This window comes from Lacticaseibacillus mingshuiensis, from assembly GCF_016861785.1.
GTDB classification, from domain to species: Bacteria; Bacillota; Bacilli; order Lactobacillales; family Lactobacillaceae; genus Lacticaseibacillus; species Lacticaseibacillus mingshuiensis.
Genome location: NZ_BOLS01000004.1, coordinates 121,421 through 146,585, shown reverse-complemented (window position 1 = coordinate 146,585; position 25,165 = coordinate 121,421). Strand labels below are relative to the sequence as shown.

At 56.2% G+C, this 25,165-nt stretch carries 21 protein-coding genes; 1 reads left to right on the top strand and 20 read right to left on the bottom strand.

The window, feature by feature from the left end; all coding sequences use genetic code 11:
• Positions 1–263 precede the first annotated feature (263 nt).
• The 18 genes from JUE67_RS03920 to JUE67_RS03835 form a co-directional block, all read right to left on the bottom strand.
• Positions 264–1,013 (bottom strand): aspartate/glutamate racemase family protein, encoded by a 750-nt coding sequence (locus JUE67_RS03920; protein ID WP_203626214.1) that lies wholly within the window; start codon positions 1,011–1,013, stop codon positions 264–266.
• Positions 1,014–2,570, bottom strand: a complete 1,557-nt coding sequence (locus JUE67_RS03915; RefSeq protein ID WP_203626215.1) for a UDP-N-acetylmuramoyl-L-alanyl-D-glutamate--2,6-diaminopimelate ligase — start codon at positions 2,568–2,570, stop codon at positions 1,014–1,016. It abuts the gene before it with no gap.
• A 460-nt stretch (positions 2,571–3,030) separates the two neighbouring features.
• Positions 3,031–3,495, bottom strand: coding sequence for a transcription elongation factor GreA (gene greA, locus JUE67_RS03910; RefSeq protein WP_203626216.1), 465 nt, complete (start codon positions 3,493–3,495; stop codon positions 3,031–3,033).
• A gap of 94 nt (positions 3,496–3,589) precedes the next feature.
• A complete protein-coding gene (locus JUE67_RS03905) occupies positions 3,590–4,912 on the bottom strand; it encodes a serine hydrolase (RefSeq protein WP_225877872.1) in 1,323 nt (440 codons plus the stop codon).
• Between the two features lie 2 nt (positions 4,913–4,914).
• Entirely contained in the window at positions 4,915–6,084 is a 1,170-nt protein-coding gene (locus JUE67_RS03900) for a sensor histidine kinase (RefSeq protein ID WP_505744153.1), read from the bottom strand.
• Positions 6,085–6,098: 14 nt separating this feature from the next.
• The gene (gene croR, locus JUE67_RS03895) at positions 6,099–6,785 is read right to left on the bottom strand and encodes a response regulator transcription factor CroR (RefSeq protein WP_125696630.1); all 687 of its coding nucleotides are present in this window, start codon (positions 6,783–6,785) and stop codon (positions 6,099–6,101) included.
• Between the two features lie 123 nt (positions 6,786–6,908).
• Positions 6,909–7,541 (bottom strand): TetR/AcrR family transcriptional regulator, encoded by a 633-nt coding sequence (locus tag JUE67_RS03890; RefSeq protein ID WP_203626218.1) that lies wholly within the window; start codon positions 7,539–7,541, stop codon positions 6,909–6,911.
• A gap of 176 nt (positions 7,542–7,717) precedes the next feature.
• A complete protein-coding gene (gene arsC, locus JUE67_RS03885; RefSeq protein ID WP_203626219.1) occupies positions 7,718–8,140 on the bottom strand; it encodes an arsenate reductase (thioredoxin) in 423 nt (140 codons plus the stop codon).
• A gap of 121 nt (positions 8,141–8,261) precedes the next feature.
• On the bottom strand, positions 8,262–9,749 hold the full coding sequence (gene guaB, locus JUE67_RS03880; RefSeq protein ID WP_203626220.1) for an IMP dehydrogenase: 1,488 nt from the start codon (positions 9,747–9,749) through the stop codon (positions 8,262–8,264).
• Between the two features lie 253 nt (positions 9,750–10,002).
• The gene (locus tag JUE67_RS03875) at positions 10,003–11,010 is read right to left on the bottom strand and encodes a DUF1129 domain-containing protein (RefSeq protein WP_203626221.1); all 1,008 of its coding nucleotides are present in this window, start codon (positions 11,008–11,010) and stop codon (positions 10,003–10,005) included.
• Positions 11,011–11,021: 11 nt separating this feature from the next.
• Entirely contained in the window at positions 11,022–12,122 is a 1,101-nt protein-coding gene (ychF, locus tag JUE67_RS03870; protein WP_203626222.1) for a redox-regulated ATPase YchF, read from the bottom strand.
• 27 nt (positions 12,123–12,149) lie between these two features.
• The gene (locus JUE67_RS03865) at positions 12,150–12,344 is read right to left on the bottom strand and encodes a DUF951 domain-containing protein (protein WP_203626223.1); all 195 of its coding nucleotides are present in this window, start codon (positions 12,342–12,344) and stop codon (positions 12,150–12,152) included.
• 30 nt (positions 12,345–12,374) lie between these two features.
• The gene (locus JUE67_RS03860) at positions 12,375–13,244 is read right to left on the bottom strand and encodes a ParB/RepB/Spo0J family partition protein (protein WP_203626224.1); all 870 of its coding nucleotides are present in this window, start codon (positions 13,242–13,244) and stop codon (positions 12,375–12,377) included.
• On the bottom strand, positions 13,234–14,001 hold the full coding sequence (locus JUE67_RS03855) for a ParA family protein (protein ID WP_125696637.1): 768 nt from the start codon (positions 13,999–14,001) through the stop codon (positions 13,234–13,236). The genes JUE67_RS03860 and JUE67_RS03855 overlap by 11 nt, the downstream gene beginning before the upstream one ends.
• An 8-nt stretch (positions 14,002–14,009) precedes the next feature.
• Positions 14,010–14,966 carry a nucleoid occlusion protein gene (locus tag JUE67_RS03850; RefSeq protein ID WP_203626225.1) on the bottom strand — a complete coding sequence of 319 codons (957 nt, stop codon included), beginning with the start codon at positions 14,964–14,966 and terminating at the stop codon, positions 14,010–14,012.
• Between the two features lie 17 nt (positions 14,967–14,983).
• Complete coding sequence (gene rsmG / locus JUE67_RS03845) at positions 14,984–15,715, bottom strand: 16S rRNA (guanine(527)-N(7))-methyltransferase RsmG (protein WP_203626226.1); 732 nt, start codon at positions 15,713–15,715, stop codon at positions 14,984–14,986.
• Between the two features lie 263 nt (positions 15,716–15,978).
• On the bottom strand, positions 15,979–17,850 hold the full coding sequence (locus JUE67_RS03840; RefSeq protein WP_203626315.1) for an LPXTG cell wall anchor domain-containing protein: 1,872 nt from the start codon (positions 17,848–17,850) through the stop codon (positions 15,979–15,981).
• A gap of 382 nt (positions 17,851–18,232) precedes the next feature.
• Positions 18,233–21,151: a MucBP domain-containing protein gene (locus JUE67_RS03835; RefSeq protein WP_203626227.1), complete on the bottom strand. Its 2,919-nt coding sequence runs from the start codon at positions 21,149–21,151 to the stop codon at positions 18,233–18,235.
• 512 nt (positions 21,152–21,663) lie between these two features.
• Between JUE67_RS03835 and JUE67_RS03830 the strand changes: the two genes are divergently transcribed.
• Positions 21,664–22,455 carry a hypothetical protein gene (locus JUE67_RS03830; protein ID WP_203626228.1) on the top strand — a complete coding sequence of 264 codons (792 nt, stop codon included), beginning with the start codon at positions 21,664–21,666 and terminating at the stop codon, positions 22,453–22,455.
• A 226-nt stretch (positions 22,456–22,681) separates the two neighbouring features.
• Here the strand turns inward: JUE67_RS03830 and JUE67_RS03825 are convergent, their stop codons facing one another.
• Both JUE67_RS03825 and JUE67_RS03820 read right to left on the bottom strand, forming a co-directional pair.
• The gene (locus JUE67_RS03825) at positions 22,682–24,214 is read right to left on the bottom strand and encodes a helix-turn-helix domain-containing protein (protein ID WP_203626229.1); all 1,533 of its coding nucleotides are present in this window, start codon (positions 24,212–24,214) and stop codon (positions 22,682–22,684) included.
• 627 nt (positions 24,215–24,841) lie between these two features.
• Positions 24,842–25,057, bottom strand: a complete 216-nt coding sequence (locus JUE67_RS03820; protein ID WP_125696644.1) for a P8 family protein — start codon at positions 25,055–25,057, stop codon at positions 24,842–24,844.
• Positions 25,058–25,165: the final 108 nt, after the last annotated feature.

The window sequence follows — 25,165 nt, the reverse complement described above, 5'->3', positions numbered from 1 at the left end:
TGAACATTGATAGGACAGACTGTCTAAATGCCAAACGCCAATCTACCGGTTCCACCACAATACAATCAGCAATAGAAACGGTTTTTCTCTGAAGCAGCTTTCTATTTTCAGCAGTCTGTTCGAAACCCCTCATCCTACGATCACCAACTAACTGAACCGTCCCAACAAAAAACACGCGACCCAATGAAGCAGTCGCGTGTCTGAATCTGATTTACTTGGTTAACCCTAGCCATCCAGGCCGAAACTAGTCAGCGACAAAAGCTCTACTTCATCAACTCTGCCAGCATCTTATCCCCGGCATCCTTGCTGGTGCGAAAGGCGCGGCCGAGTGCCAGTGTTTCGTCGGCGATGATGCTTTGGGCGTCCACCACGTGATACGGGTGATCCGGGGCTTTTTCCTGGGCGAAAGAAAGCTCGGTGCAGCCCAGCACGATCACGTTCACGCCGAATTGGTCGTGCATCGTCTTGAGAATCTGATGATACAGCGGTGCGTTGACTTCGCCCTTGGCCTTGACGTAATTGTAGATCAGGTCCGTGACCATCGCCTGCAGGGCTTCATCGCCCAATTCGACGTCGCGGCCGGCTTCCTGAAGTTCGTGCGCATAGATGCCATCGGCGATGGTGCCCTGCGTCGCGATCAGGCCAATTTTCCGCTCATCTGGATACTGCTTGCACAGGGTCCGCACGGCTTGGCGCGGCATGTGCAACAGGGGCACGGTCGTTGCGGCCTGGAGCTCATCGTAAAAATAATGCGCGGTGTTGCAGACCATCACCATGAAATCAGGCTTCAAAAGGCTCTGCTGCTGAATGTCCGACAACAGGTCCGGGTAAAAGCTCGGCTGGCTGTGATCGAGGATGTAGGTGGTGCGATCCGGCACCGTGGCATGGTTGACCAAGATGTAATCCATGTAATCCTGATCCTTGGTCGCGTGGGTCCGCTCGGTGAGCAGGCGCAGGTAGCTATTGGTGGCCGGGGTCCCCATGCCGCCGATCACGGTGAAAAATCGCTCCATCTAATTGCCTTCTTTCAGCGTGTCCGCGACTTGCCCGACCACAACAAGATCCATCGGCCATGGGGTATCGACGCCGCGCACTTTTTGATACGGATCCGCCCCTTTGGCCGCAACCACGACGACATCATCTGGCCCGCTGGCTTCGATGGCCTCGCGAATCGCCTTGGCCCGGTCGAGTTCGATGTGGACCGTGACCTTGTCATGATCGATTCCGGCATCGATCTCGCTGGCAATTTTCGCCGGATCCTCGTAGCCCGGATCATCGGTGGTCAAATACGCCTCGGTGGCATATTCACTGAGCACTTTTGAAAAATCGGCGCGACGGGAGACCCCTTTGTCGCCAGGCGCCCCGATGACCACGCGAATGGCCGGATCATGGTACTCCGCCTTGAGAAAATGCAGCAAGGCCTGCACACTCGCATAGTTATGCGCATAATCGACATATGTGACCCCGTGGCCCGGAATCTCCTGGTGCTCCATGCGGCCAGGAATGGTGACGTCGGCAATGCCAGGGACGGCGCTGCGATTATCGACGCCAGCCAGACCAGCCCCGATGATCGCGGCGGTGGCGTTACTTTCGTTGAAGTCGCCGATGAGGCTCAGATGATACTGGCCGCCAACATTCAGGGCCGCGGCTTTGTCGGACGCCGGCACCAGGGTGAACTGGCTGCGGGTCGTCGACAAGGTCTGGCTCTCGAAGCGAAAATCAATATCAAGATCATCGCGTTTTGGCGTAAAGCCGGCCGATGCAAACAGATAGATACTGTCCGGATAGGTCGTTGTCATCGCCGCGGCATACACTTCGTCGAAATGCTCGGTCTCCGCATTGATCACGACCTTGCGCGAGTTGACCAGCAGCTGCATCTTGTTGTGCAGGTAATTAGCGAAGGTCGGATGCTCGTTGGGGCCGATGTGATCCGGCGTGATGTTGAGGAAAAAGCCAACGTCATACGTCAGGCCAAACACACGGTTGCGCAGATACGCCTGGCTGGAGACCTCCATCACGAGGTGCGTCATGCCATTGTCGACTGCTTGACGCATGTCGTGGAACAGATCCATGCTTTCCGGCGTGGTCAGATCCGACTTGAACCGCTGATCCGGATTCGGGCCGATGATCCGATCGATCGTGGAAAACAGGGCGACGCGCTTCGGATGGGCCTGTTCCAGGATGCCGCGCGTGAAATAAGCCGAGGTCGTCTTGCCCTTGGTGCCGGTGTATGCAATGACGAACAGGTCGTCTTGCGGAAAATCATAAAAGGCCGCACTCAAGATCGCCATCGCCTTGGTGATGTTGACGACGATCAGGGCGTTCATGCCATTGCCTTCCACGTATGGCTTTTCAGCGACATAGGTGATGGCCCCGTTGTCTTTGGCCATCGAGAGATAGATTGGCCGGAACTTCGCGCCTTTGCAGAAGAACAGGCTCGGGCCGGAGACTTTGCGTGAGTCATACGCGATGCCGGTCATTTCTGTGTTGATGTCGTTTTGGACTGCACTGCTTTTCAGCAGGTGATGTTCTTTGAGTAAAAGAATGCACGCGTTCAAAGAGATTGCCATATGAAGGCTCCTTATCTACGTAATTGAGTTTCAAACTACTGCGTCGATTATACCATAGCAGGCTGAGCTCTTTAGCTGGTGGGAAAAACGTTTGGTGTAAACGCCCGGGTGGGCTCCGGCCAGAAATCGGCTGGAACGCTCCCAAGTGACTTTAAGCCCGCGAAGTGCGCGGTCTTAAAGCTCACTTTCGGCGTAAGCGGCACAGCCGCTAACGCCGACGAGGGGGCTGAGCCGTTTCTGGCCGGAGCCCACCCTCATATCGCACACTGGAGATACTGCTCGCCATGCCAAAATTTTGCGTCCAGACTGGAGGAGAATTGCCTCAGTCAGGTTTCACTCGGACCCTGTGAGACTGAATTTTCTTCATTTGAGTAAGTAATGTTCATTCCGTTGAAACACCGCCTACTTCAAAAGCCGCCAATCAGTTTCCATGACGACTTAAACCCTTCCCTGCCTATCTTCACGCTTCCAGCTTCACCACGGTCACTTGGTAGGCGCCGCTTGGGGCTTCTACTGTGACGGTGTCGCCTACTTTGCGGGCTGCGATGGCGCGGCCTAGTGGGGAGTTGATGGCGATGTTGCCTGGGGCCATGTTGGCTTCGGCTTGGCCGACTAGGTGATAGACTTCTAGGTCGTCATCGTCTTCAAATCTGAGGGTCACGTGCATGCCCAGGCCCGCGATGTCGGTTGGGCCGGCTGTGACGACTTGGGCGTACCTGATCAGTTTGTCCAGGTAACGTAGGCGACTTTCCAGGTGGCGCAGGTCGCGTTTGGCGGCGCTGTAGTCCGCGTTTTCCGAGAGGTCGCCGAGTGCGCGGGCGTCTGCCAGGGCCTTGATGCGCCGAGGCCGCTCCGCTTGTAAGAGAATCACTTCCGCCTTTAACTTTTTGAGGCCATCGGGTGTGATGTCATGATATGTGACCATGTTCAACCTTCCTTTACAGCGGTGCAGTCAAAGCGACCCGCCCCGCGCCGCACCCCAGAAAAAAAGCGCGCCGTGTGATCGGCACGCTTCTAGCTTAAAAGAGATTACTGAAGAAATCGCCGATGCCGCGGAACAAAAGCACGAAGAAGTTTGCTTTTGCGGTGCCGTGAGCCAATTTGACGGAGGCCGTTTCAGTCTTTCCGCCGTTCACATAACCTAGCGTATCGCCTTTGACGGTGATGGTCAAACCGGCAACTGTTGTCCCTTTTTTGACTGGGGCCTCGAGTTCATTCTTTTTGCCAACGATGGCTGTCTTTTTTGTCGCGATGGTGATGTCCTGGGCCGTTGTGGACTTTGGCACCCACAGCGTGATGGTCTTATCGGCCGCCGCCTTCAAAGAGGTCGTGTTCCCCTTTGGCACCGTGTAGTTGGTCGACCCCTTGATGGCCTGTCCTTTTTTCAAAACAGTCATTTGTTTCCAGTTATTCAGCGCGTAGGACATGAGCTTGGTGGTCTCGTCAAAACGCCGGGTCGTCTTACTGCCATTGGCGTGCATGACCACGGTGATGATGCGGTGGCCATCTTTTTTCACCGTGCCGGTAAAACAGTCACCCGCCGCATCGGTGGTGCCGGTCTTGAGGCCATCGACCGGCAACTCGGTGCGCGCGGAGATCAGGCCTTTGAGCATCCAATCGAAGCTGTCCATGCGCGTCGCATCACTGGTGCCGGCGCGGAAGGTCATGGTCGGAATGCTGGTCGTGTCGAGGACTTCGGGAAAATCCTTGAGCAGGTGCTGAGCGACTTGCGCCAAGTCCTTGGCCGTCATGGTGTTCTCGTCATTTTCGCCGGTGCCGGGATAGCGGTCGGCGGTCAAGGCGTTGTTGGTCAGGCCGGTCGCGTTGACGATGGTGGCGTCGTTGATGCCCCACTTCTTGAGCTGATCGCGCATCATGTCGACAAATTTCACCTGGGTGCCGGCCACGCCATTCCCCAGCAGCATCATCGCCGCATTGGCCGAGTAGATCAAACTGGCTTGATACAGCTCCTTTACGGTATATTTGCCGTCCGCCCGCAACGGGACGTTTGAAAGCGAGGTGTCCTGGGAGATCTTGTAGATGCCGCTGTCTGGTGTCAACGTATCTGTCCATTTCAGGTCGCCGTTCTTGATCGCCTGCAGGACCAGATAAATGGAGATCATTTTGGTCATTGAGGCGATGGGCAGTGGCGTGTCGGCATTTTTCGCGTAAAGCACCTTGCCGCTTGCTTCATCGATGGCAAGTGCGGCCTTGGCGTTGATGTCCACGCTAGTCTCGGCAGCCGCAACCGGCGCCGCCGCGCTGGTGGTGGCGATGCCGCCAAAGCCGAGAAGAACTGCTGCGGCCAAAGTGGCCAGGTGACGCCAGAATTTTTTACTCAAGATCATAACTCCTTCTGTGGGTTGGCCGGCGCCGACTTTTTTTCAAGCGGCTGGCCGACTTTAAGCGGTAAATGCATGACAAACGAGGTGAGCTCGGGGGTGGAGTCGGCGTAGATGTACCCGCCGTGCAAGGTGACGATACTTTGCGCGATCGCCAGGCCCAGGCCAGTGCCGCCAGTTTCCTGTGAGCGCGATTCCTCGACGCGATAGAAGCGGTCGAATAATTGACTCAGTGAATCATTTGGAATCTGGGCGCCATCATTGGACACTTTCACGACAACTTCGGAGCCGATGCGTTCGGCGGTGAGGAAAATATGCTTGGCGCCTTGCCCGTATTTCAGCGCATTGACGATCAAGTTGTTGAACACACGGCCGAGTTTTTCCGTGTCGGCTTCCATCATCAGCGGATCCGGTTTGCCCGATACCGAGATCGCGATCTGTTTTTTTTGCGCCTCAAGCTCAAAGCTGGCGGCGAGCTGTTCGAGCATCGCGACCATGTTGAATTCGGTGGTATTCAGCGGCGTCGTAGTCTGGCGGACCTTGGTGTATTCAAAAAGGTCGTCGGTCAGGACTTTCATTTGCTTGGCCTTGAGGTACGCGACATGGGTGTATTTCAACAGCTCCTCGTCGCTGCGGTACTGGCGATCCTCGATCAGGCCCAGGTAGCCGATGATCGAGGTCAAAGGCGTGCGAATGTCATGCGAGACATTGGTGATCAGCTCGTCTTTGCTTTGCTCCATGCGCCGCTCTTCTTCCATAGAGCCCACGGTCGACTCGACCAGCGCATTGATCGAATTGATCACCTTTTGCAGGTCGGTGTTGACGGCAAAGCGAATCCGGTGATCCAAATGGCCATCCGCGATGTAATGCAGCTCGCGAATGACATGGCGCATCTGAATTTGGCGGTACCGCCTGATCAGCCGCCAATACACCACAATGGCGTCGGCCAACAGCATCAGCCAGATGAACAGATACCGCCAGCTCCAAATGTGCTCGCCGTCGCCAAAGGTCAGGACATTTTTGATGCCCCAGATCGAGTTTTGCAGATTCTGATTCATCGCGATGACCTGCTTGAGCAGGACCAGGACCGCGAAGTTCAGCATCAGCAGTAAGATCACCGTGACGACCCCTTCGATCCACAGCTCGGATTTCTCCTTGCCGGTCAGGCGCACTTTCTCGCCCATGATCAGGCCTCGACTTTGTAGCCGACGCCCCAGACGGTCTCGATCACTTTTTCGCCGTCTGTGGCTTCTTCGATCTTATCGCGCAAATGCGAGACATGGACCATGACCGTTTTCGCGGATACGATCGACTCCTGTTGCCAGACGCGCTCGAAGATCTCGTCGGCCGAAAAAACACGGTTCGGATGGCTGGCCAACAGGTACAAAATGCCAAATTCCAGCGCGGTCAACTGAATCTGTTTGCCAGTCAGCGTGGTGACTTCATGGCTGTCTTTTTTGATGGTCAGCGGGCCGACTTCCAGGACATCGGGCTCGTCGTTAGTTACCTTGCCCTCGGTGCGCCGCAGCAGGCTCTTCACCCGCGCCATTACTTCAAGCGGATTGAACGGCTTCGTCACGTAATCATCCGCGCCGGTAATGAGGCCGCGAATCTTGTCCATGTCGCCAGTCTTCGCCGACACGATGATGATCGGCAGTTCGCTGTCTTTGCGGACCTGCTTGACCACATCGATGCCCGACATATTCGGCATCATGATGTCCAAGATCATCAGCGCGATGTCCGGATTGGTGGCGAGCTTGGTGATCGCCTCTTTGCCGCTGTACGCGAGGACTGGGTCATACCCTTCATTTTGCACATAGATACTCAATAATTCGACGATCTCTTTGTCATCGTCAACGATCAGAATTTTCATTAGCACGATCTCCTTGGAAAAATGGGTGTGCGTTGCAAGTTCATTGTACCAGACCGCACCACAAAAACCGCGGCGCCGCTGGATTCAGTGAAAACTTTCCAGAAAATTTAAAAAGGCAGGCCGTCATTGCGGATAGCGTTCCGCCAATTGCGTCGCGAGTTGGCTGAGGCGTTGTTGGAGCTTGGGCTTGGCAAGGGCCTTGGCCGCTTTGTCCGGCCCAACCAGCGCCACGAGTTGGAGTTGAAGCAAGCCCGTGAGCGTCTCGCGCGCCGCATCGCCGCCAAACCGCGGATCGGCGAGCAAGTCCCCGACACCGGCCTTCACCACACGGATCAGCAAGACCGGGTCGATGGCTTGCAGGCGGCCTTTGTTGATACCGGTCTGCAGCTCATCAGCCAGTTGCGTCTGCCACTCATTCAAGGCGCGGTTGAGACGGGCGCCCTGCCGCGGATATTGTTGCATCAGGTCACTGAGGAAAAGAGGGCTCCCCGCCGTCAGGACTGTCAATTCATCCATCAGGCGCAGCGCCAACGCCTCATTTTTGCCAGCACTGGCCGCCTCGATGATCGCGAGCTGCCGCGCAACGACTGCCTCGATCACCGCTTCTTTCGACTCAAAATACAAATACAGCTTGCCCCGACTGACGCCCACGCGTTTGGCCAGCGTGCCCATGGTCAACCCACTGAGGCCGTCGCGCACCAGCACCTGATCGATGCGCGTCAATAGATCATCTTTGCGTTCATCCTCTGAAAGCATCGCGTCCCTCCTTGTCTGTTAGTGATAGGATAGCGATTTTGAACAGAATATACAAGTTATCTCGTTTTTGTTTAATTAGTTTATTTTCGTGCGTGCGCCGCCTTTTTCGGTGGCCACCGCACTCACACGCAGGGTCAAAAAAGCGCCTCGACTTATGCATCAAAGCGTGTTTATTTTCAACTAGATGGTGCCACCTGGTTCGCCAGTTCGTGGACCCGTTTGTCGATCTCGTCACGAACCGTCCGAAATACCGCCATGACCTCATCCTCACTTCCCGTCGCCTGGGCAGGATCTGGCAGCGGCCAATGAATCTTGCGGACACTGGGCGGTGTCACCGGACAACGGTCGCGTGCATCCCCGCATAACGTCACGACAAGGTCGCTTTGTGCGAGAGACTCCGGGTCGAGCTTCTTTGACGTTTGACCGGTGATCCCGATGCCGGCTTCGGCCATGACGCGCACCGCCAGCGGGTTCACTCCATGGGCTTCAATGCCCGCGCTGGCGACCTGCCAATCACGGCCGAAATAGTGGCGCGCAAATCCCTCAGCCATCTGACTCCGACACGAATTCCCCGTACACAGAAAATAGATCTGCGGCATCATAGACACCTCCCATTTGATTGCGCCCATCATAGCACGCGGTTCAAAATACTGGCAATGATCTCTCCACGCAAAAAAACACCGAGACCGGGACCCCGGCTTCGGTGTTTTCAATGATCGATCACTTGATCGAATAGTTTGGTGCTTCCTTGGTGATCTGCACGTCATGCGGATGGCTTTCGCGCAGGCCAGCGTTTGAGATCTGGATGAACTGGGCGTTGTCTTGCAGTGCCTGGATGTTTGGCGCGCCGACATAGCCCATGCCCGAGCGGAGGCCGCCATCCATTTGATAGATCACATCGGCCAAGGCGCCCTTGTATTCCACGCGTCCTTCGATGCCTTCTGGAACGAGCTTCTTGGCTTCGTTGACGCCGCTTTGGAAGTAGCGGTCCTTGGAGCCATGCGCCTGCTCCATCGCCCCGAGGCTACCCATGCCGCGATAGGTCTTGAAGCGGCGGCCTTGGTAGATCTCCATGTCGCCAGGGGCTTCGGTCGTGCCCGCCAGCATGGAGCCCAGCATCACGGCATAACCGCCGGCAGCCAGTGCCTTCACGATATCGCCGGAATACTTGATCCCGCCATCTGCGATGATGGCCTTGCCGCGTTTGCGAGCTTCCGTGGCCGCGTCATAAACGGCGGTCAATTGAGGGACGCCGACACCGGCGACGATGCGGGTCGTGCAGATCGAGCCAGGGCCGATGCCGACTTTGACGACATCGACGCCAGCGTCATACAACGCCGCGGCGCCTTCTGCGGTGGCCACATTGCCGGCGATCAGGGTCGCATGCGGGAAGTGGGCGCGGATCTCAGCGATTTTCCGCAAAACGCCTGCGGAATGGCCATGCGCGGTATCGATGACGATTGCATCGGCACCGGCATCAAGCAAGGCCTGGGCGCGTTCGAAGGTGTCTGAGGTGACGCCAACAGCGGCGGCGACCAGCAAGCGGCCGTGTTCGTCCTTGGCCGCATTCGGGAACTCGACGACTTTTTCAATATCCTTGATCGTGATCAGCCCGGACAAGCGGCCCTGAGGATCGACCAGCGGCAGCTTCTCGATCTTGTATTTCTGCAGGATCGCTTCGGCTTCCTTGAGGCTCGTGCCGGTCGGAGCGGTGATCAGGTGGTCCTTGGTCATCACGGTACCGATCGCAACGCTGTGATCTTCCACATAGCGCAAGTCGCGGTTGGTGATGATGCCGGTGAGCAGGCGCGAGTCCTTGTCATCGACGATCGGCACGCCAGAAATGCGGTACTTGATCATCAGTTCCGTGGCCGCCGTGACAGGGTCGCTGGCCGTCAGGAAAAATGGATTGGCGATGACCCCATTTTCAGAGCGCTTGACGGTCAACACCTCGTCTGCCTGCTCTTCAATGGTGGTGTTCTTGTGGATGACACCAAGGCCGCCTTGGCGCGCCATTGCGATCGCCATGTCGGCTTCCGTGACAGTATCCATCCCCGCGGAAATGATCGGGATATTCAGTTTCAAATTGTCTGCAAGTTGGACAGAAAGATCGACATCCTGCGGTAAAACATGACTCTCGGCCGGTATCAATAAGACATCATCAAACGTAAATCCGCGACGTGCAAACTTCGTATCCCAATTAGACAAGTGGAAGGCCCTCTTTCGATTTTGTTGTTGACCATCGTAGCATTTTCGCCAAAACCCGTCAATTTTTTCTGACGAACCGTGGGAAAAAGCCGGTGCAGCGCCCTTTTAAAATGATAAAGCCCTCATTTTAGCGTAGAAAGACCGAACGAGGTCCCGCGGATCCGCCGAAAATTCGCAACTCGTTCGGTTTTTATTCCGCCAATAATTTTTCGACACAAAAAGCGTTCGGAAAAATCCCGAACGCTTACAGTCATTACTTGGCGTTTCTGTTGGTTGCGGCTAAGGCCCCACCGACCAAGCCTGGCAGGTGATAACGGCGCTTGAGCAGGTAGTGGATGCCGTACGACAGCGCAGCGGCGATCAGGTAACCCCAGAACGGCATGCCATGTGTCAACGGGCCTGGAATCAGGGCCGAGACGCCGGAGATGATGGAGCCGACCATGAAGACCACGATGCCCGCCAAGATCAGCAGCCAGAACTTTGGCCGTTGATCCTTGGGGCGAATGCTCCAGTCGTTGTAATAGGCGAAGATCACGCCGGCTGTGATGGACATCATCAAAAGCGGAATGATGCCCTGGGTGGTGCCGGCATCTTTGGATTTCACGAAGTACATCATCACCCCGTTGACCAAGGCCAAGATCGCCATGAAGATCAGCGAGATATCGATCATGGAGAGCCACAGGGGCGCCTTTTTGATCGGCTTTGGCGCATAGATCAATGCAGAGGCCTTTGCGGAAACAGGGCCGTACAGCGCCGTTGCCGGTTGGCCCTTGCGCTGGGCGGTCAGGATCTCAGGCAAAATATCCTTGAGAATCTGTTCCTGCCGCTCATCCGAAAGCGCACTTTCGGTCATCTGGCGACGCAGCTTGAAGACGTACTCGTCGTTTTTGCGGGTCAGTTGGCCCAGCATCTCGGACACAGAGGCCTCGGCCAGGGCGGCGTCTGCGACTTCCGCTTCCTTGGCTGCGGCATGCTTTTCCGCCTGTTTCTGAGCGCGGCTGGCATTGCGGCCCGCTGGCTTGGCGTCGGCTTCTTGCTCGGCCAATTGGGCGCGCACCTCCGCCGTTGTTTGCGGGGCGTCCGTTTCGGTATCAGTCTCGGTTGCCGGCGCGTCTTGGGGCGCTGCTTCCGAAGGCGTGGTCTGGGTCGTCGTTTCCGCTTCAGCCGCCGTGTCAGGCGTTGCGGCTTGCTTAGCGGTCTCTTCAGGCGCGACATCCGGTGTCGTCTTTGGTTCCTCTTGGTTCAAGTCTTTCTCTGCCAATTTTGTTCCCCCTATACATTGAAGCGGAATTCGATGATGTCGCCGTCTTGCACGACATATTCCTTGCCTTCAGAGCGCAGGCGTCCAGCTTCGCGAACCGCCTGCATCGAGCCGAATTTGTCGAGATCCGCGAAGGACACGGTCTCGGCGCGAATAAAGCCGCGTTCAAAATCGGAATGAATGACGCCGGCTACTTGCGGCGCCTTCATGCCCTGCTTGAACGTCCAGGCCCGGGTCTCAGGGCCGCCAGCCGTGAAGAACGTGGCCAGCCCCAGCAGATGATAGCTGGCGCGAATCAATTTGTCCAGACCAGGTTCGGTGACGCCTTCCGCTTCCAGGAAATCGGCCTTTTCGTCATCATCGAGCTCGGCGATCTCTTCTTCGGTCTTCGCGGAAATGGCCAGCGCCTCGGCGCCATCTTGCACCGCGTAATCCTCGATCTGCTTCACGTAAGGCGACTGCTCTGGGTCGGCCATGTCGTCTTCGGCAATGTTGGCCACATACAGCACGGGCTTTGAGGTCAACAGGAAGAGCCCCTTCACGATCTTTTGCTCATCTTCATTGAAGTCCAAGGCGCGCACCGGCTTGCCTTCTTCAAGGGCCGGTTTGATCTTCTGCAGGACCGCAAATTCGGCCAGCGCCGCCTTGTCCTTGGTGCGGGCAACTTTTTCCACCTTGGCGTAACGCTTGTTGATGGCGTCCAGATCGGCGATGGCCAGCTCCAAGTTGATGGTCTCGATATCGTCGATCGGGTCGACTTTGCCGGTGACGCTGGTGATCTCGTCGTCATCAAACGCCCGGACGACATGGACGATCGCATCGACTTGGCGAATATTTTCCAAAAACTTGTTGCCGAGGCCTTCCCCTTTCGAGGCGCCCTTGACGATGCCGGCGATGTCTGTGAACTCGAAGGTCGTGTGGACGATCTTCTTGGCCGGAATCAATTCATCGATGCGCGTCAGCCGTGCGTCCGGCACTTCGACCATGCCGACATTCGGGTCGATCGTGGCAAATGGGTAGTTTGCCATTTCCGCGCCCGCTTTGGTGATTGCGTTGAACAAGGTGGATTTACCGACGTTGGGCAAGCCAACGATACCTGCTGTTAAAGCCATAAGTGATCTTCACGCTTTCTGTTTGGTTTAGCCTTCTGCCTCGGCAGCGTGGCTCAGGATCTTTTTCATTTTCCGGTCAAAATCATGGCGACTCATCATCACGATGTGGCCGCAGTCCGAACACCGGATCTTGATGTCCATGCCCAGCCGGATGATCTCCCAATCATTGGTCCCGCAGGCATGCGCCTTTTTCATCAGGACGTGGTCGTGTAAGTCATACATCGCGTGGTCCCTCCTTCTAATAGAAGCAAGTTAATTCAAGTCGACATCCAGCAATTCCAGGATGCGGGTCAGATCGCTGTTGTCGGTAAAATCGATCTCGATCTTCCCCTTACCGCGCTGGGTCTGCGCGATATTGACCTTGGTGCCAAAGCGCCCGGCCAGCTGGTTCTCGCTGGCGCGCAAATACGGTGATTTCTTCTTTTCGGTGTGCTGCGGCCGCGCCTCGCCGGCATTCATCTGATTGATCAGCCGTTCAAGTTGACGCACGGTCAGGCCATCCGCCACCGTTTTTTTCGCGACGGCATTGATCTTCTTCTTATCCTTCAGCGAAAGCAAGGTGCGCGCCTGGCCCATCGAGAGCTTGTTGGTGTTGAGCAGCTTCTTCACTTCCGGCGGCAGCGTCAACAGGCGCAAGTAGTTGGCGATATACGGCCGGCTCTTGCCGAGGCGCTTGGAGACTTCCGCCTGCGTCAGCTTGAGTTTCTTGATCAAAGTGTCATAGGCCTGCGCCTCATCCAGCGGCGTGAGATCCTCGCGCTGCAGATTTTCCAGCACCGCGATCTCCATCATGGCCGGATCATCGAAGGTGCGGATGATCGCCGGAATGGTCTCCTTGCCAGCCATTTTGGACGCCCGGAAGCGCCGCTCGCCGGTGATGATCTCATAGCCGGAAACGCTTTGGCGCACAATGATCGGCTGAAAAACGCCGGTGTTTTTGATCGACGCGGCGAGCTCTTCCAGCGCCTCTTCGTCAAACGTCTTCCGCGGCTGGTAAGGATTCGGGCGAATGTCCTTCAGCGGCAGCTCCTCCACGTTGGACAAGCTGAGATCCGGACTTTCGAAATCCTTGAAAATGGCATCGATGCCGCGACCGAGGCCTTTGCTATTTTTATTCGCCATGGGCCTTCAACACTTCCTTTGCAAGCGCGTTGTAAACGTCTGCGCCCTTTGACTTTGGATCATAATCCACGATCGGCTGGCCGTAACTTGGAGCCTCGGCCAGGCGGGTGATGCGCGGAATGACGACTTCATAGACTTTGTCGCCAAAATACTTCCGCACCTCCTGAATCACTTGCGCGCCCAAGTTTGTGCGGGCGTCGTACATCGTGAGCAGGACCCCTTCGATCGCGAGTTTTGGATTGAAATGCTTTTGGACCAAACGCACGGTGTTGAGCAATTGGCTCAGCCCTTCCAGCGCGTAGTATTCGCTTTGCACCGGAATCAAGATGGAATGTGCAGCGGTGAAGGCATTGATGGACAGCTGGCCAAGCGACGGCGGGCAATCGATCAAGACATAATCGTATTGATCTTCCACCGGATCAAGACCGAGCTTGAGCCGCATTTCGCGGGCCATCTGGGAGGTCAGTTCGATCTCGGCGCCGGCCAGCTGAATCGTGGCCGGCACGATCCACAGATTTTTGTGACTGGTCGGCAAGATCGCTTCGGTGATCGGATCTTCGTTGACCAAAACGTCATAGATATCCTTGACCACCTGGGATTTTTGAATGCCCACGCCGCTGGTCGCATTGCCCTGCGCATCCGCATCGATGAGCAGAACTTTTTTGCCGGCGTTGGCGAGACACGCGCCGAGATTGATGGTGGTCGTCGTTTTGCCGACGCCGCCTTTTTGGTTGGCTACCGCAATGATATGTGCCATGGTGCCTCCTACTTCTTGTCTTTCTTGATCGCGATGGTGAAAAGCAGCTCGTCGTCGGTCTCCGTTTGCTTGACGGTGGCCTTGAAGCCGGAGTCGCGAATCATCTCGACCGACTGTTTCAGGGTATTAACCGCCATGCGAGCATCCCGCCCGCCGATCTGGTGGCGGTTGGGATTTTTCGGCTTGCGGCCGCGGGTCGACTTGGCCGGTTCCGCAGACGACGCAGCGGCATCGGTTGGGGCGCCGGCGCCAGCGTCACTCAGGCCGCTTGGTTGGGCCGTGGCCTGCGCGTCTGGCGTCGTGTTAGGCGTCGGCGTGGTGGCGGCCGGATTCAGAATTTTTTCCACGGCCTGGTGCGTGTCTTGGACGGTTAGGTCGTTGGCCAAGATCTCATGCAAAAGCAGCTCCTGATGATAATCGTCCAGCCGCAACAGTTCGCGGCCATGGCGCTCGGACAGCTCGCCGTTCATGATGGCCTGCTGGGCGCCTTCGGACAGCTTGAGCAGACGCAACTTGTTGGCGACAAAGGACTGACTCTTGCCCAGCTGCTGGGCAAGGGCTTGTTGCGTCATGTGATTCAGCGTCATCAATTCGGTGTAGGCTTCGGCTTCCTCGATGGCGGACAAGCCCTCACGCTGGAGGTTCTCGATCAGCGCCATCGCGGCACTTTCCTCGTCACTCATCTTCTGGACCAAGGCCGGCGCCGTGTCGAACTTCAGGCTCTGCATGGCCCGAAACCGCCGCTCCCCAGCGATGATCTCATATTTGCCTGGCTCGTATTCGCGCACGACGATCGGCTGAAGCAAGCCATGTGCCTTGATCGTTTCAGCCAGCTCCGCGATTGCCTCTTTAGAAAAGACTTTGCGGGGCTGAAACCGGTTCGGCACGATATCGGCGAGCGGAATCTCAGTTACGCTCGGCCGTTCTGGTTCCTGTTTTTTACGCCCAAAAAACGAAAGTGCCACGTCTTTTTCCTCCTTGCCTATTTGCCGCCCAACGGTTGCTTTGCCGGCGTGCCAGGCTTGCGCGGATACTTGCCTGGCGTTTTGGCGACCTTCGTGATGACCACGAGGCCTCGTGCATCCCCAGTTTCCGGCAGCGTCACATCAAGCTCGGCCGTCACCTCGCCGCCAAGCAGATCGAGCGCGGTTTGCGCCGCATCGACTTCGCGCTCCGCCCGGCTGCCCTTCATCGCGATGAACCGCCCGCCGATTTTCACCAGCGGCAGGCACAGCTCGGCCAGCACATTCAGCGGAGCCACCGCCCGCGCCGTGACAACATCGAAGCTCGCCCGATAGCCGCTGGTCTTGGCGCCGAACGCCTCGGCCCGCGCATGCACCAGCTGAACGTCATCGAGGCCCAATTGCTCGGTGAGCCTGGCCAGAAAATCGATCCGTTTTTGAAGCGCGTCGACGATGGTCACATGCAGCTGCGGATTCAGAATTTTCACCGGCAGGGACGGAAAACCCGCCCCAGCGCCGACATCGCACAAGGCCAGCTCCGCGTTTTTGAGATCCGGTGCCGCCTGCAACAGCGTGAGCGAGTCGTAAAAATGCTTCAGGTACACATCGGGTTCGGCGGTCAACGCCGTCAAGTTCATCTTCTCGTTTTCCGCGACCAGATAGCGATAATACGTCGCAAACTGCGCGAGTTGTGCCGGGTCATGCGGCCAGTCTGCCGCCGCCAGTGCCGCCTTGAATTGTTCTGGATCCATCTTGCACCAGCCCTTTATCTCAGCGTTTCAACGCCGGTTTTTGTGAAACAGAGACGCCGTTTCACGTACCCGTCTAGTGTACCGTAAAACCGCCGGGCACTCAACCGTCGCAGGCGAGAAGTCACGGGTGAAATACGGCCGGTTTGAGGCGCCTTGGGATTATTTTTCCTGAAACGCGCGGTAACGAAAAAAGGCACCCCCACCAGCGAAAGTGCCTGATGAGGATGCCTTGAGTGCGTTACCGGGCGTGCGGCGATGAGCCATTACGCCTCGTTTTGACCGTCATGCTTGCGCTTGCCGGCAAAACCGAACAAGAGGCCGATCACGACCAGCCCTGCAATGACGCCGGCCGGGCTTGTTTCGTCGCCGGTCTGCGGCAGACTATTTTGGCCATTCTTGGCCTTCGTCGTCTGCGCTGTTTTCGCTTGGCCAGTAGTCGTCTCGGACTTCGGTGTTGTCGGCTTCTGACTGTCCGTCGACTCGGAGTCTTTGCCCTGATTATCGGTCGTGGTGTCCGAATCAGTATCCGGGGTGCCGGTGTTGGTGTCTGGGTTGCCGGTATTGGTATCCGGGTTGCCGGTATTGTTGTCCGGATCCGTGGTGTCATTGCCGGTCGAAGCGTCCTTGCTGATGAGGTGGATCTGGATGGTCTGGTCCGCATCCCCCGTCAGTACGTACGCCACGCTGGCGGCCTGCCCGCTTGCCAGCACATAACCGTCCGGCAAGCCAAGCGCCGCGGTGTCGATGGTCAGCTGCTGATCCGTGTAACCGTTGAGGACCTGCTGCTTCAGCACATTCCCATCGGCGTCGACGAATTCGACCGTCACCGTTTCGGGATCCGCTTCATAGGCGACCGTCTGCGTCTGATCCGCAGGCGTCGCGGTCGTGCTTGTCTGGGAAAAATCGGTGGTGGCCGCCGCCGCATGATAGCCGTTCACAGCGGGATTTGTCACCGTATTTGTCTCAGTGCCTGGCGTCCAGGTCGTGATGCCAGTCGCTTCGTCGGTGTCGCCTTGCCACTGCACCGTTACGTTCTGCGTGGCAGGCAAGGCCGTGCGCTGGGCCGCAGGTAAAAAGCCGTCCGTTTCCGCGTAGGTGTAGGCCACTGAATTCGTGGTCGTCATGGTCGATTGCGTGTGCTTGTGCGTCAGGTGAACCTGCACGACAGGCATGTCGCCATCCTCGTTGTAAGACAAGGTCAACGTCCCACTGGCGGCTTGGCCGTCCGCGAGCTGATAGCCATCTGGGACGGTCGCCGTCCAGTTGATCGTTTCGTCGGTCACACCGGAGAGGTTCTCGAGCGTCCCAACTTGGTAGTGATTATTGTCATCATCGATGTACTGGATATACGAGTATTGCGGGTCAGCCGTATAGTTGAACGTGATCGACGTATCCTGTGGCGCGCCATTCGTCAGCGTATCGTAGGTCGTGACGGTAGGGGTCGCGCTGGCCTGCGTCGCGGTCGTCGAATAGCCCATCACAGTCGGCAGCGTCAGTCCGCTCAGTCCGGCATAGGTGTAAACAACCTGGCCAGTCGCGTTGTTGGTGTCCGTGTTCCAAGTGTAGGTCGCGTTTGTCGCATAGCTTGCGGCATTGGGCAGACCCGTGTAGCTGACGGCGAGGCTGGTCGTCGTGGTGTCATATGCGTGGACCTGCTTCATTGGGAATTGAACCACGTATTCGCCGGTGGCATCTTCGGGGATAGAAAAGTTGACAGTGTTGCCCTGCGTGTATTGATAGCGATTCGGTTGCGAGCCAAAGTTATAGGCATCCAGCGGGGTCAAATTTGTGTCCACGGTATTATACGTACCTGTATTACCCGTCTGCTGGTTGGCGAAGATGTCGCGCTCCAGCACTGCATTATTGTTATCAACGTCGATATATTCGATCACCAACGTTACGGGTTGCGGATTTGTCGCTGTATTGCCGGTCAACTGTATCCGCCCAACCCCATTAAAGGTCGGAATCGTGACATCATCGTCAGCCGCCTGTACCACTTGGACCGGGGCCGTCATTGGCAACGTGACCGCGACCGCACTGCCGAGTGCCAGGACCGTCAAGCCCATCGCGACCCATTGACGGCCGCGCTTGTACAACTTCACACGATGTTTCGATTCATTTGTCATTTTAGCCATTTATAAAGAACCTCCTAGACACGATGTCACTCGACAACAGCAACTCGCCACAGCACGAGCCAATAACTCGTAAAAATTATCAGTGTTATCATTACTGTCTTAATTATAACCGAAATCTGTAACAATATCAAATTGGCAAAGGTTCGTGAAATGATTAACCGTTATCACTTATATAGCGCGGTTTTAATCAACAAACGGCGGTGTGATGCGGTTGTGTTCTTTTGCCAAAAACACAGTTCCAAAATAACAATCGGATTTTACAAAAGATGAAATTAGTTAATCCGGTATAACTATTTTTCTCACAACAACAAGATGCGGTTGTATTCATCGAATCAAACAAGGCCCAGCGAGTTGGCCAGGCCTTGTTTGATGGGTTGATCAATCACTCGCGGCGCTGTTTGCGCATACCGAGCAGAAGCGCCGACGTTGCCAAAACCACGAGGCCCAAAGCGGTCAGTGGTTCAGTCGCAGTCTCGCCAGTCTGCGGAAGCGATGCAGCAGCATCTTTTTTGTCCGTTGACTTCTGATCAGACGTCTTTGTCGTGGTCGACTTGTCTTCCGTATTGGTCGTCGTCTCGTCCGTTGTCGCAGGCTTGGAATCAGGTTTTGTATCAGGCCTGGACTCAGGTTTGGTGGCTGGCTTGGTGGACGGATCCGTCGACGGGGTCACAGCATCCTTGGTGTAGACCAGAATCACAGTCTGTGCGTCAGCGGTCAACCGGCCAGCCAGTGCTGCAGAACCCGCGCCCAGCGCCGTGTAGTGATAGCCCTTGATGGTGGTCAGCGCGATAGTATAGCCATTTCCAACAGAGCCGGTATGGACCGCATCGGGTGCAATGGCGTTGCCGTCTTCATCGACATACTTCACGGTCAGGTCTCCGGCTTTGACCGGCGTCGTCTCACCGCGTTTTGGCGTATAGACCAGGGTAATGGTCTGTGCGTCAGCTTTGAGCGTACCCGTCAATGCGGCGGAGCCACTGGCAACCTTCTTGAATGTATAGTTCTCAAGCTCTGGCGCCGTGACCGAGTAGCCATTGCCAATATAACCAGACTTGCTTGTATCCGCTTTGATCGCATTGCCGTAATCATCGACATACTTCACGGTCAGATCACCGGCTTTGACCGGCGTCGTCTCACCGCGTTTTGGTGTATAGACTAGGGTGATGGTCTGTGCGTCGGCCTTCAAAGTGCCCGTCAATGCAGCGGAGCCGGAAGCGACTTTATTGAAGGTATAATTCTCAAGCTCCGGTGCCGTTACAGAATAGCCATTCCCAACAGAGCCCGAACGTACCGTATCCGCTTTGATCGTATTGCCGTAATCATCAACATACTTCACGGTCAGATCACCGGCTTTGACCGGCGTCGTCTCACCGCGTTTTGGTGTATAGACCAGGGTGATCGTCTGAGCGTCAGCCTTCAAAGTGCCAGTCAATGCAGCGGAGCCGGAAGCGACTTTGTTGAAGGTATAATTCTCAAGCTCCGGCGCGTTTACCGAGTAGCCATTTCCAACATAACCCGCGCGGATCGTATCCGCTTTGATCGTATTGCCGTAATCATCGACATATTTCACGGTCAGGTCCCCGGCTTTGACTGGGGTCGTCTCACCGCGTTTTGGTGTATAGACCAGGGTGATTGTCTGAGCGTCGGCCTTCAAAGTGCCTGTCAATGCAGCGGAGCCACTGGCAACTTTATTGAAGGTATAATTCTCAAGCTCCGGCGCGGTTACCGAGTAACCATTGCCCACATAGCCCGCGCGGACCGTATCCGCTTTGATCGTATTGCCATAATCATCGACGTACTTCACGGTCAGATCGCCGGCTTTGACCGGCGTCGTCTCCACGTGAGACGGACGATAAACCAGGGTCACCTGCTGATCGCCGGCCGTGTAAGTGCCAGTCAACGGGGAAGAGCCCTCCGCCGTCGGATCATAAATATAATTTTCGATGCTCGGGGCCTCAACCGTGTAAGGCGTCCCCAGGAGTGCCTCGTCCAGCTTCTTGCTTGGGGCGATCGCGTTCCCATTTTCATCAACATAATTGACCGTGACATTGCCATATGTGACAAATGGCAACTCAATATCATTTTGAGCCGCATCAGAAGACAGGGTGATGAACTGTGCGCCATCCAGCCGCGAATTGCCGATCGCGTTGACCGGATAAGCCGCTGTCACAGCATTACCGTCCTTATCCGTCGTCGGTGCCGTGGTCCCTGCAGGATAAAATGCGATCACGTCGCCAGGCAGGCCCTTTAGTCCAGTCTGCGATGGGCCGGTGACACCCGCCGGCAGCCCCGTCGAATCAATGTCCAGTGTCGTCTCGATCGGCGTATAGGAAAAATCGTTGAACGTGGCCGAATACGCGGCATGAGAAGCCGCAGTGGAACCGGTCAAAACGATGGAGAATGGCGTGCCGGCGTACTGTTTCGGCATGTAGTCGTTCGTCCACCGCGCGACCTGAGTACCGCTATCATCATAGACCGTCGTGGTGATTGTCTGCGCGGCCGCATCATAGCTGAGGTCAAATGTGTATGTGAGCGCCCCTGCTTCGGCTTCAGATGGCACGATACCCGTAGAGACCGGTTTGTCCAACGCTAGGCCGGGATTCAGGCCCGACGTGTAATACGTGATGCCAGGTGTGGTCCAAGATTGTATGCTCCCATCAGCGTCATAGTATTTTGACGGCGAAGCGCCCAGCGCATTCGTGGACACATTGAAGCTAAGCAGCTTGGTCGCATCGTAGCTGATACCCAGTTGGCCACCAGTCTGAGCGGTGACTGGTGCGTCCTCAGGTGAGACGTCTTCAAAGAACAGCGCCGTCCCATCCCCACCCAGCCAATCGCTCATAGACGGGTCCCATGCGATGTTCGTCGTAATGTTGATATGAAAATCAGTCGTGAAGTCGACCTGCCGTTTGGCGACGACCATTCCAATACCAGCCGGATAAGAATTTGAATTTTCTCCATCCGACTCAGTCTCATACCCAGTCGTCAGCTGCACGTCATTCCCGTCGATCGTCAACGGATCTCCGTTTGTCGCGGAGCGCGCCGTGAAGTTTTGGGCCATCGTATCGCCGCTGACCGAGATCTCTTGCCCGGTCTGCGCCGGATTGACCGACAGATCACCATTGATATCCGTTGTCGTGACGATCGCCGTGTTGGCCGCGACTTCGCTTTGTCCCGCAGGCTCGCCCGCCGCAGCAACCGGCTGGGCGATTGACCCACCGCCGACCACAAGTGTTGCGCCTAACACCAGGGCAAACAACCACGTTTTGCCCTTTTTGTACATCTTATAGTGCTCTTTCATGCTCCGAACCCTCCAGTCTGGTCTAGCCCGCCACGCCAGCCGCCCGGAAATAACCGATCGATCGCGTAGCAATGCCGAAAAGCCTTCAGCCGGTTGGTATTTTCACCGTCCCCACATGACCGTGAAAAAACCGTTCCCGTGCTGAATTGTTTATGCCATATTCTAATTAGTGCAGATAGAAACCGTTTTCGAACAAGTTGAGCGTAGCATTAAAAAAAACAAGTTCGTTGCCAATATTGACAAAATTCGTTTCGGAAATTGGACGCGAACAGCAAAATTGGTCTAGGCGAAAGGACGATTTTTCGTTAAAAAACCGGCGTTCTTTATATAGGAAAGGCCGTAACCACCACTTTCCGAGGTACTGGCATTCGCGATGTGAATGTCTCACTAATTTATTTATTAGAATCAATTACTGAGCACTTTCGAAAGTTGGCATGTGACATCATACTAGGTGTGTAAGTAATGCGGCGATGGGGATCGCCATCTGTTTTACAGTTTCTGGGGGAATTTTTTTGGTCAACAAGAAGCAGATCACGGCAGCCGTCGCGGCCCTGATTTTTGTCGTGTTTGGCGCGGGCTGCGGACAACAAGGCGCCACGAGCCCGGCCGCAACGGAAGCGCTCGTCGTTTCCGCGCCAGCGCCGGTCGTCCCGGTGGTGAACCGAAGCAACCGGCAGCAGCCAGCCGTTTCCGCACCGTCCGTCCGTGTGCAAAAGCCGAAAGAGCGGGTCCAGGCCAGTCCAAAACCGGCCGCAACGCCTGCAAAACCGGCAACGCAAGCGCCAGCCAAGCAAGCCACAACCGTGAGCGCACAAGCCGCCTCTGCAAAAGCCGCTCAGCCTGCGACCAAACGCAAGACGGCCACGCCCGCAAAGCCGGTCAGCAAGGCCCCTGCTGAGCAGGCCGCCACGCCTGCAAAGTCGACCGTCAAAAAGCCGACCGCGCCAAAACCGGTCCGTGGACTCACGATGGCGGGCCAAACGTTTACCATTGGCACCTTCACTGGACTTGGCCACGTGCCGGGCGACCGCGTCTATTCATGGACGGCGGTGGCCAACCATTATCTGGTCGAGGCCACCGGGGTCGCGCATGATGCCCTGCAACAGCTCAGCATCGGCGCACCAATCACTGTGAACGGTCATCTATACCACCTGGTTGCCATCAAGCGCCACGTGGTCAATGACCAGGCAGCGATCACAACCCTGAAGGCACTGAAGGCGCAATACGGCGGCATTTCTCTTCAGACCTGCGTCCAAACAGGTGGCAGCGGCGTTTCACCGCTTGATCTCTTCTTCGCGAATTGAGTGTCTGTTTTTGAAGCGGCATCTGCCGCCGGCCATGTGAATGCGCTGGGTCACATGGCTTTGTATCTACAGCAAGCCGGCTCACCCCACAGCAAGAGCGGTTGCTCACCAGCGTCTCCGAACTATCTAGCACGACGTCTGCTCAACCGAAAAAGCCATTTTCTCCGTGACCAACCACGACGGAGAAAATGACTTTTTTGTTTTATTTGAAAATAGTTCCCAGCGCTTAGTCTTCGCCGGCCGTTTCCCGCTGGGCCGCGACGAACCGGTCATACCGCTCACTTAAAAAGCGCATGTAGATGTGCTCCAAAAACAGCTCCAGGTCGCCCATGTCCGGCGTGAAATCCGGCGACAGCACAATGAACACTCGAGCGTCCTGACGCTCGGCGGCACTGGTTGGACGCGCCGTGATCACGGCATCGTAATGATGCGCAGGGTGATAGGCCTCAAAATCCACCGTCACCGTGGTCCGCAACGTACGCCTGATCAATTCGATCTGTGCCTCAGTGAACATCCGGTCGCGTCCAAAATTACAGCCGACCACGATTTTATCCTGAATATTGGCGATCACCAGATCCATTGCCATGCGGTAACGCAGGGAAAGCTCATCCAATTTTTCAGCTGAGATCCCGCCATGGGTCGCCATGATCGTGGCCGTCGCCTGGCGCATCCGCACAAGCACCTTAGTGACGCGTTCGCTTGGCACCCGGAACATGACCGGCATCGGAATGTAATTGGCGGGCACGTTGATGATGCCGTTGAAATACAGCACGCTGAAATAGCTTTGCTGCAAGGAATACGACAGCATGTCAAACACATCATCGGCAATCGTGAACGCGCCCAGCGATGTGCGCACCAGCTGGCCGATCGTGCGATCCAGTGCGGTGATCGCCGGGTCCTTGGCCGTCTCAGCCGCGATCGCGCGCCGCCCACCCTCGCTATCCGTGGAAAACGCCATGTTCGCCTTCATCATGCGCTCGAGCCACAGTTGTTCGCCGGCCGTCCAAGTCATGCCGGTCGCATGGGCGTGCGTCGCCACAACATCGCGAATCAGCGCGAGCTCAGGCGTCGCGTCATCCAGGCACACCCCGCGGGGCAGATTCGCCGTGTGTTTTGCCGCCCGCGCCTTCATGATGGCAAAATACAGCTGCATCCGCACTGTCCCATCCCAGGAAAAAAGTCCCGGGCTGCGGCGCTCGATGCCTTCGATCACCGCTGTTCCGGAAGGCACCATGATCTGCGAGACGATCAGATCATACGGCACCGTCGCCCAGATCCACTGAACAAACAGATGGCGGATCTGCGGCTCACTGCCGGCCAGCCGCCCCGCCTTGATCTGCACCTGAAATTCTTCCAGATGGCCATTGAGTTCGCGAATCCGCCGCGCCAACGTCGCCCGGCTGATATGCAGCATCTCCGCACGCTGAACCAAACTCAGCTCGGGATGTATCAGCAGGTCGATCAAGAGCCGATAAGACAACGACCGCTCGAAAAAACAATAATAGTCGATTTCTTGGGCCGACCACTGATGCGTCCCGTGCAGCTCGATCACATCATCCGTCAGATCCAGTGTTAGCCCGCCTTCTAGCCGGACCAACCGATTGCACAAGGCGCTCAGGTCACTGTGAAGCGTGGCTGGCGACTGCGCAAGATGTTGTGTGAGCGCACCAAAACTGAGCGGCTTACTCTGCCGCAATAAAAATTGTAATAATCGAAGCTGGCGCTGCTCATCTGCATCAAGAATCTCGAAGATCTCCATACAGGTTTCCTCCCAAAAATGCCCCCGAACGCTCGCACATCGTCCCCACGGCGATGTTGTTCCTTGGAAGATAAATTATACATAATTGGCGATTTTTTAACAAGATGCTGCCCACTGAATAACAGCGACCCTGCGGCGTTCTCGCAGCTTCACCGGTAGTCTTAAAGGCCGGTATCCTGCGTCTTTCAATCAGCCAACGAAACAGGTCGAACCACAGTCTGCCCGCGCAGGTAACGACTTTTCGGGCTCATCCGCTCCTGGTTCCGCCAGGGAAAGTGCCCGAACCCCCAGCCCAGCACTCATCTTCCTTTGGCGATGTAGACCAATTGATTAAAGAACTGGGCCATCGCCTCGAAAAAAAAGGCAGCATAACAACTTCGGGTCACACGCGTCCAGCCCGCACTGCCTGCCTACCCCTGAACGCTCGGCGCCGCATCCTGTAGTAGGGCTACGCGCGGCAGGTCTGAAACATCTAGTCGTCCCGGTCGCTCGATGGCCAAGGACGCCATCAACCACCCAGGCCGCACTAGCTGTTCAGACCTAAACGCCGCGCTTCGCACCCTGAATCAAAAAAAGCCCCGCTGTCCTCGGACAACGGGGTCGCCGCAGCGTTGCACGCGTCGGCTATTACTTCTTGAGAACGGATTCCACAAGGGCTTTGACCTCATCATCGCTCTTGTCCAGGACCGGCTTCATTTCCTTTTCGGTCTTGATCGTATCCTTTCCGTTCTTCTCCATGTAGTAGTCCCACAATGCATCGCGAACCGGCGTCTCGGAATCGCTCCAATCAAACACCGCGTTCATCGGCTTATCAAGTACAAGCGTCTTTTCAACATCTGCCATGATCTTTACCTCCATCATTGTTTTCTTACCTTACGGACAACAACAGTATAACGCATTTGCCGGCGACCGGCGCACTTTTTTAGCACTTGAATGAAGATAGTGCTAATC

Excerpts from the sequence above, each read along its gene's own strand:
- JUE67_RS03920 (WP_203626214.1), bottom strand. The coding sequence starts at position 1,013 with ATGGAGCGATTTTTCACCGTGATCGGCGGCATGGGGACCCCGGCCACC.
- JUE67_RS03915 (WP_203626215.1), bottom strand. The coding sequence starts at position 2,570 with ATGGCAATCTCTTTGAACGCGTGCATTCTTTTACTCAAAGAACATCAC.
- greA (WP_203626216.1), bottom strand. The coding sequence starts at position 3,495 with ATGGTCACATATCATGACATCACACCCGATGGCCTCAAAAAGTTAAAG.
- croR (WP_125696630.1), bottom strand. The coding sequence starts at position 6,785 with ATGAAAATTCTGATCGTTGACGATGACAAAGAGATCGTCGAATTATTG.
- JUE67_RS03890 (WP_203626218.1), bottom strand. The coding sequence starts at position 7,541 with ATGCTTTCAGAGGATGAACGCAAAGATGATCTATTGACGCGCATCGAT.
- arsC (WP_203626219.1), bottom strand. The coding sequence starts at position 8,140 with ATGCCGCAGATCTATTTTCTGTGTACGGGGAATTCGTGTCGGAGTCAG.
- ychF (WP_203626222.1), bottom strand. The coding sequence starts at position 12,122 with ATGGCTTTAACAGCAGGTATCGTTGGCTTGCCCAACGTCGGTAAATCC.
- JUE67_RS03865 (WP_203626223.1), bottom strand. The coding sequence starts at position 12,344 with ATGTATGACTTACACGACCACGTCCTGATGAAAAAGGCGCATGCCTGC.
- JUE67_RS03860 (WP_203626224.1), bottom strand. The coding sequence starts at position 13,244 with ATGGCGAATAAAAATAGCAAAGGCCTCGGTCGCGGCATCGATGCCATT.
- JUE67_RS03855 (WP_125696637.1), bottom strand. The coding sequence starts at position 14,001 with ATGGCACATATCATTGCGGTAGCCAACCAAAAAGGCGGCGTCGGCAAA.
- rsmG (WP_203626226.1), bottom strand. The coding sequence starts at position 15,715 with ATGGATCCAGAACAATTCAAGGCGGCACTGGCGGCGGCAGACTGGCCG.
- JUE67_RS03840 (WP_203626315.1), bottom strand. The coding sequence starts at position 17,850 with ATGGCTAAAATGACAAATGAATCGAAACATCGTGTGAAGTTGTACAAG.
- JUE67_RS03835 (WP_203626227.1), bottom strand. The coding sequence starts at position 21,151 with ATGAAAGAGCACTATAAGATGTACAAAAAGGGCAAAACGTGGTTGTTT.
- JUE67_RS03825 (WP_203626229.1), bottom strand. The coding sequence starts at position 24,214 with ATGGAGATCTTCGAGATTCTTGATGCAGATGAGCAGCGCCAGCTTCGA.
- JUE67_RS03820 (WP_125696644.1), bottom strand. The coding sequence starts at position 25,057 with ATGGCAGATGTTGAAAAGACGCTTGTACTTGATAAGCCGATGAACGCG.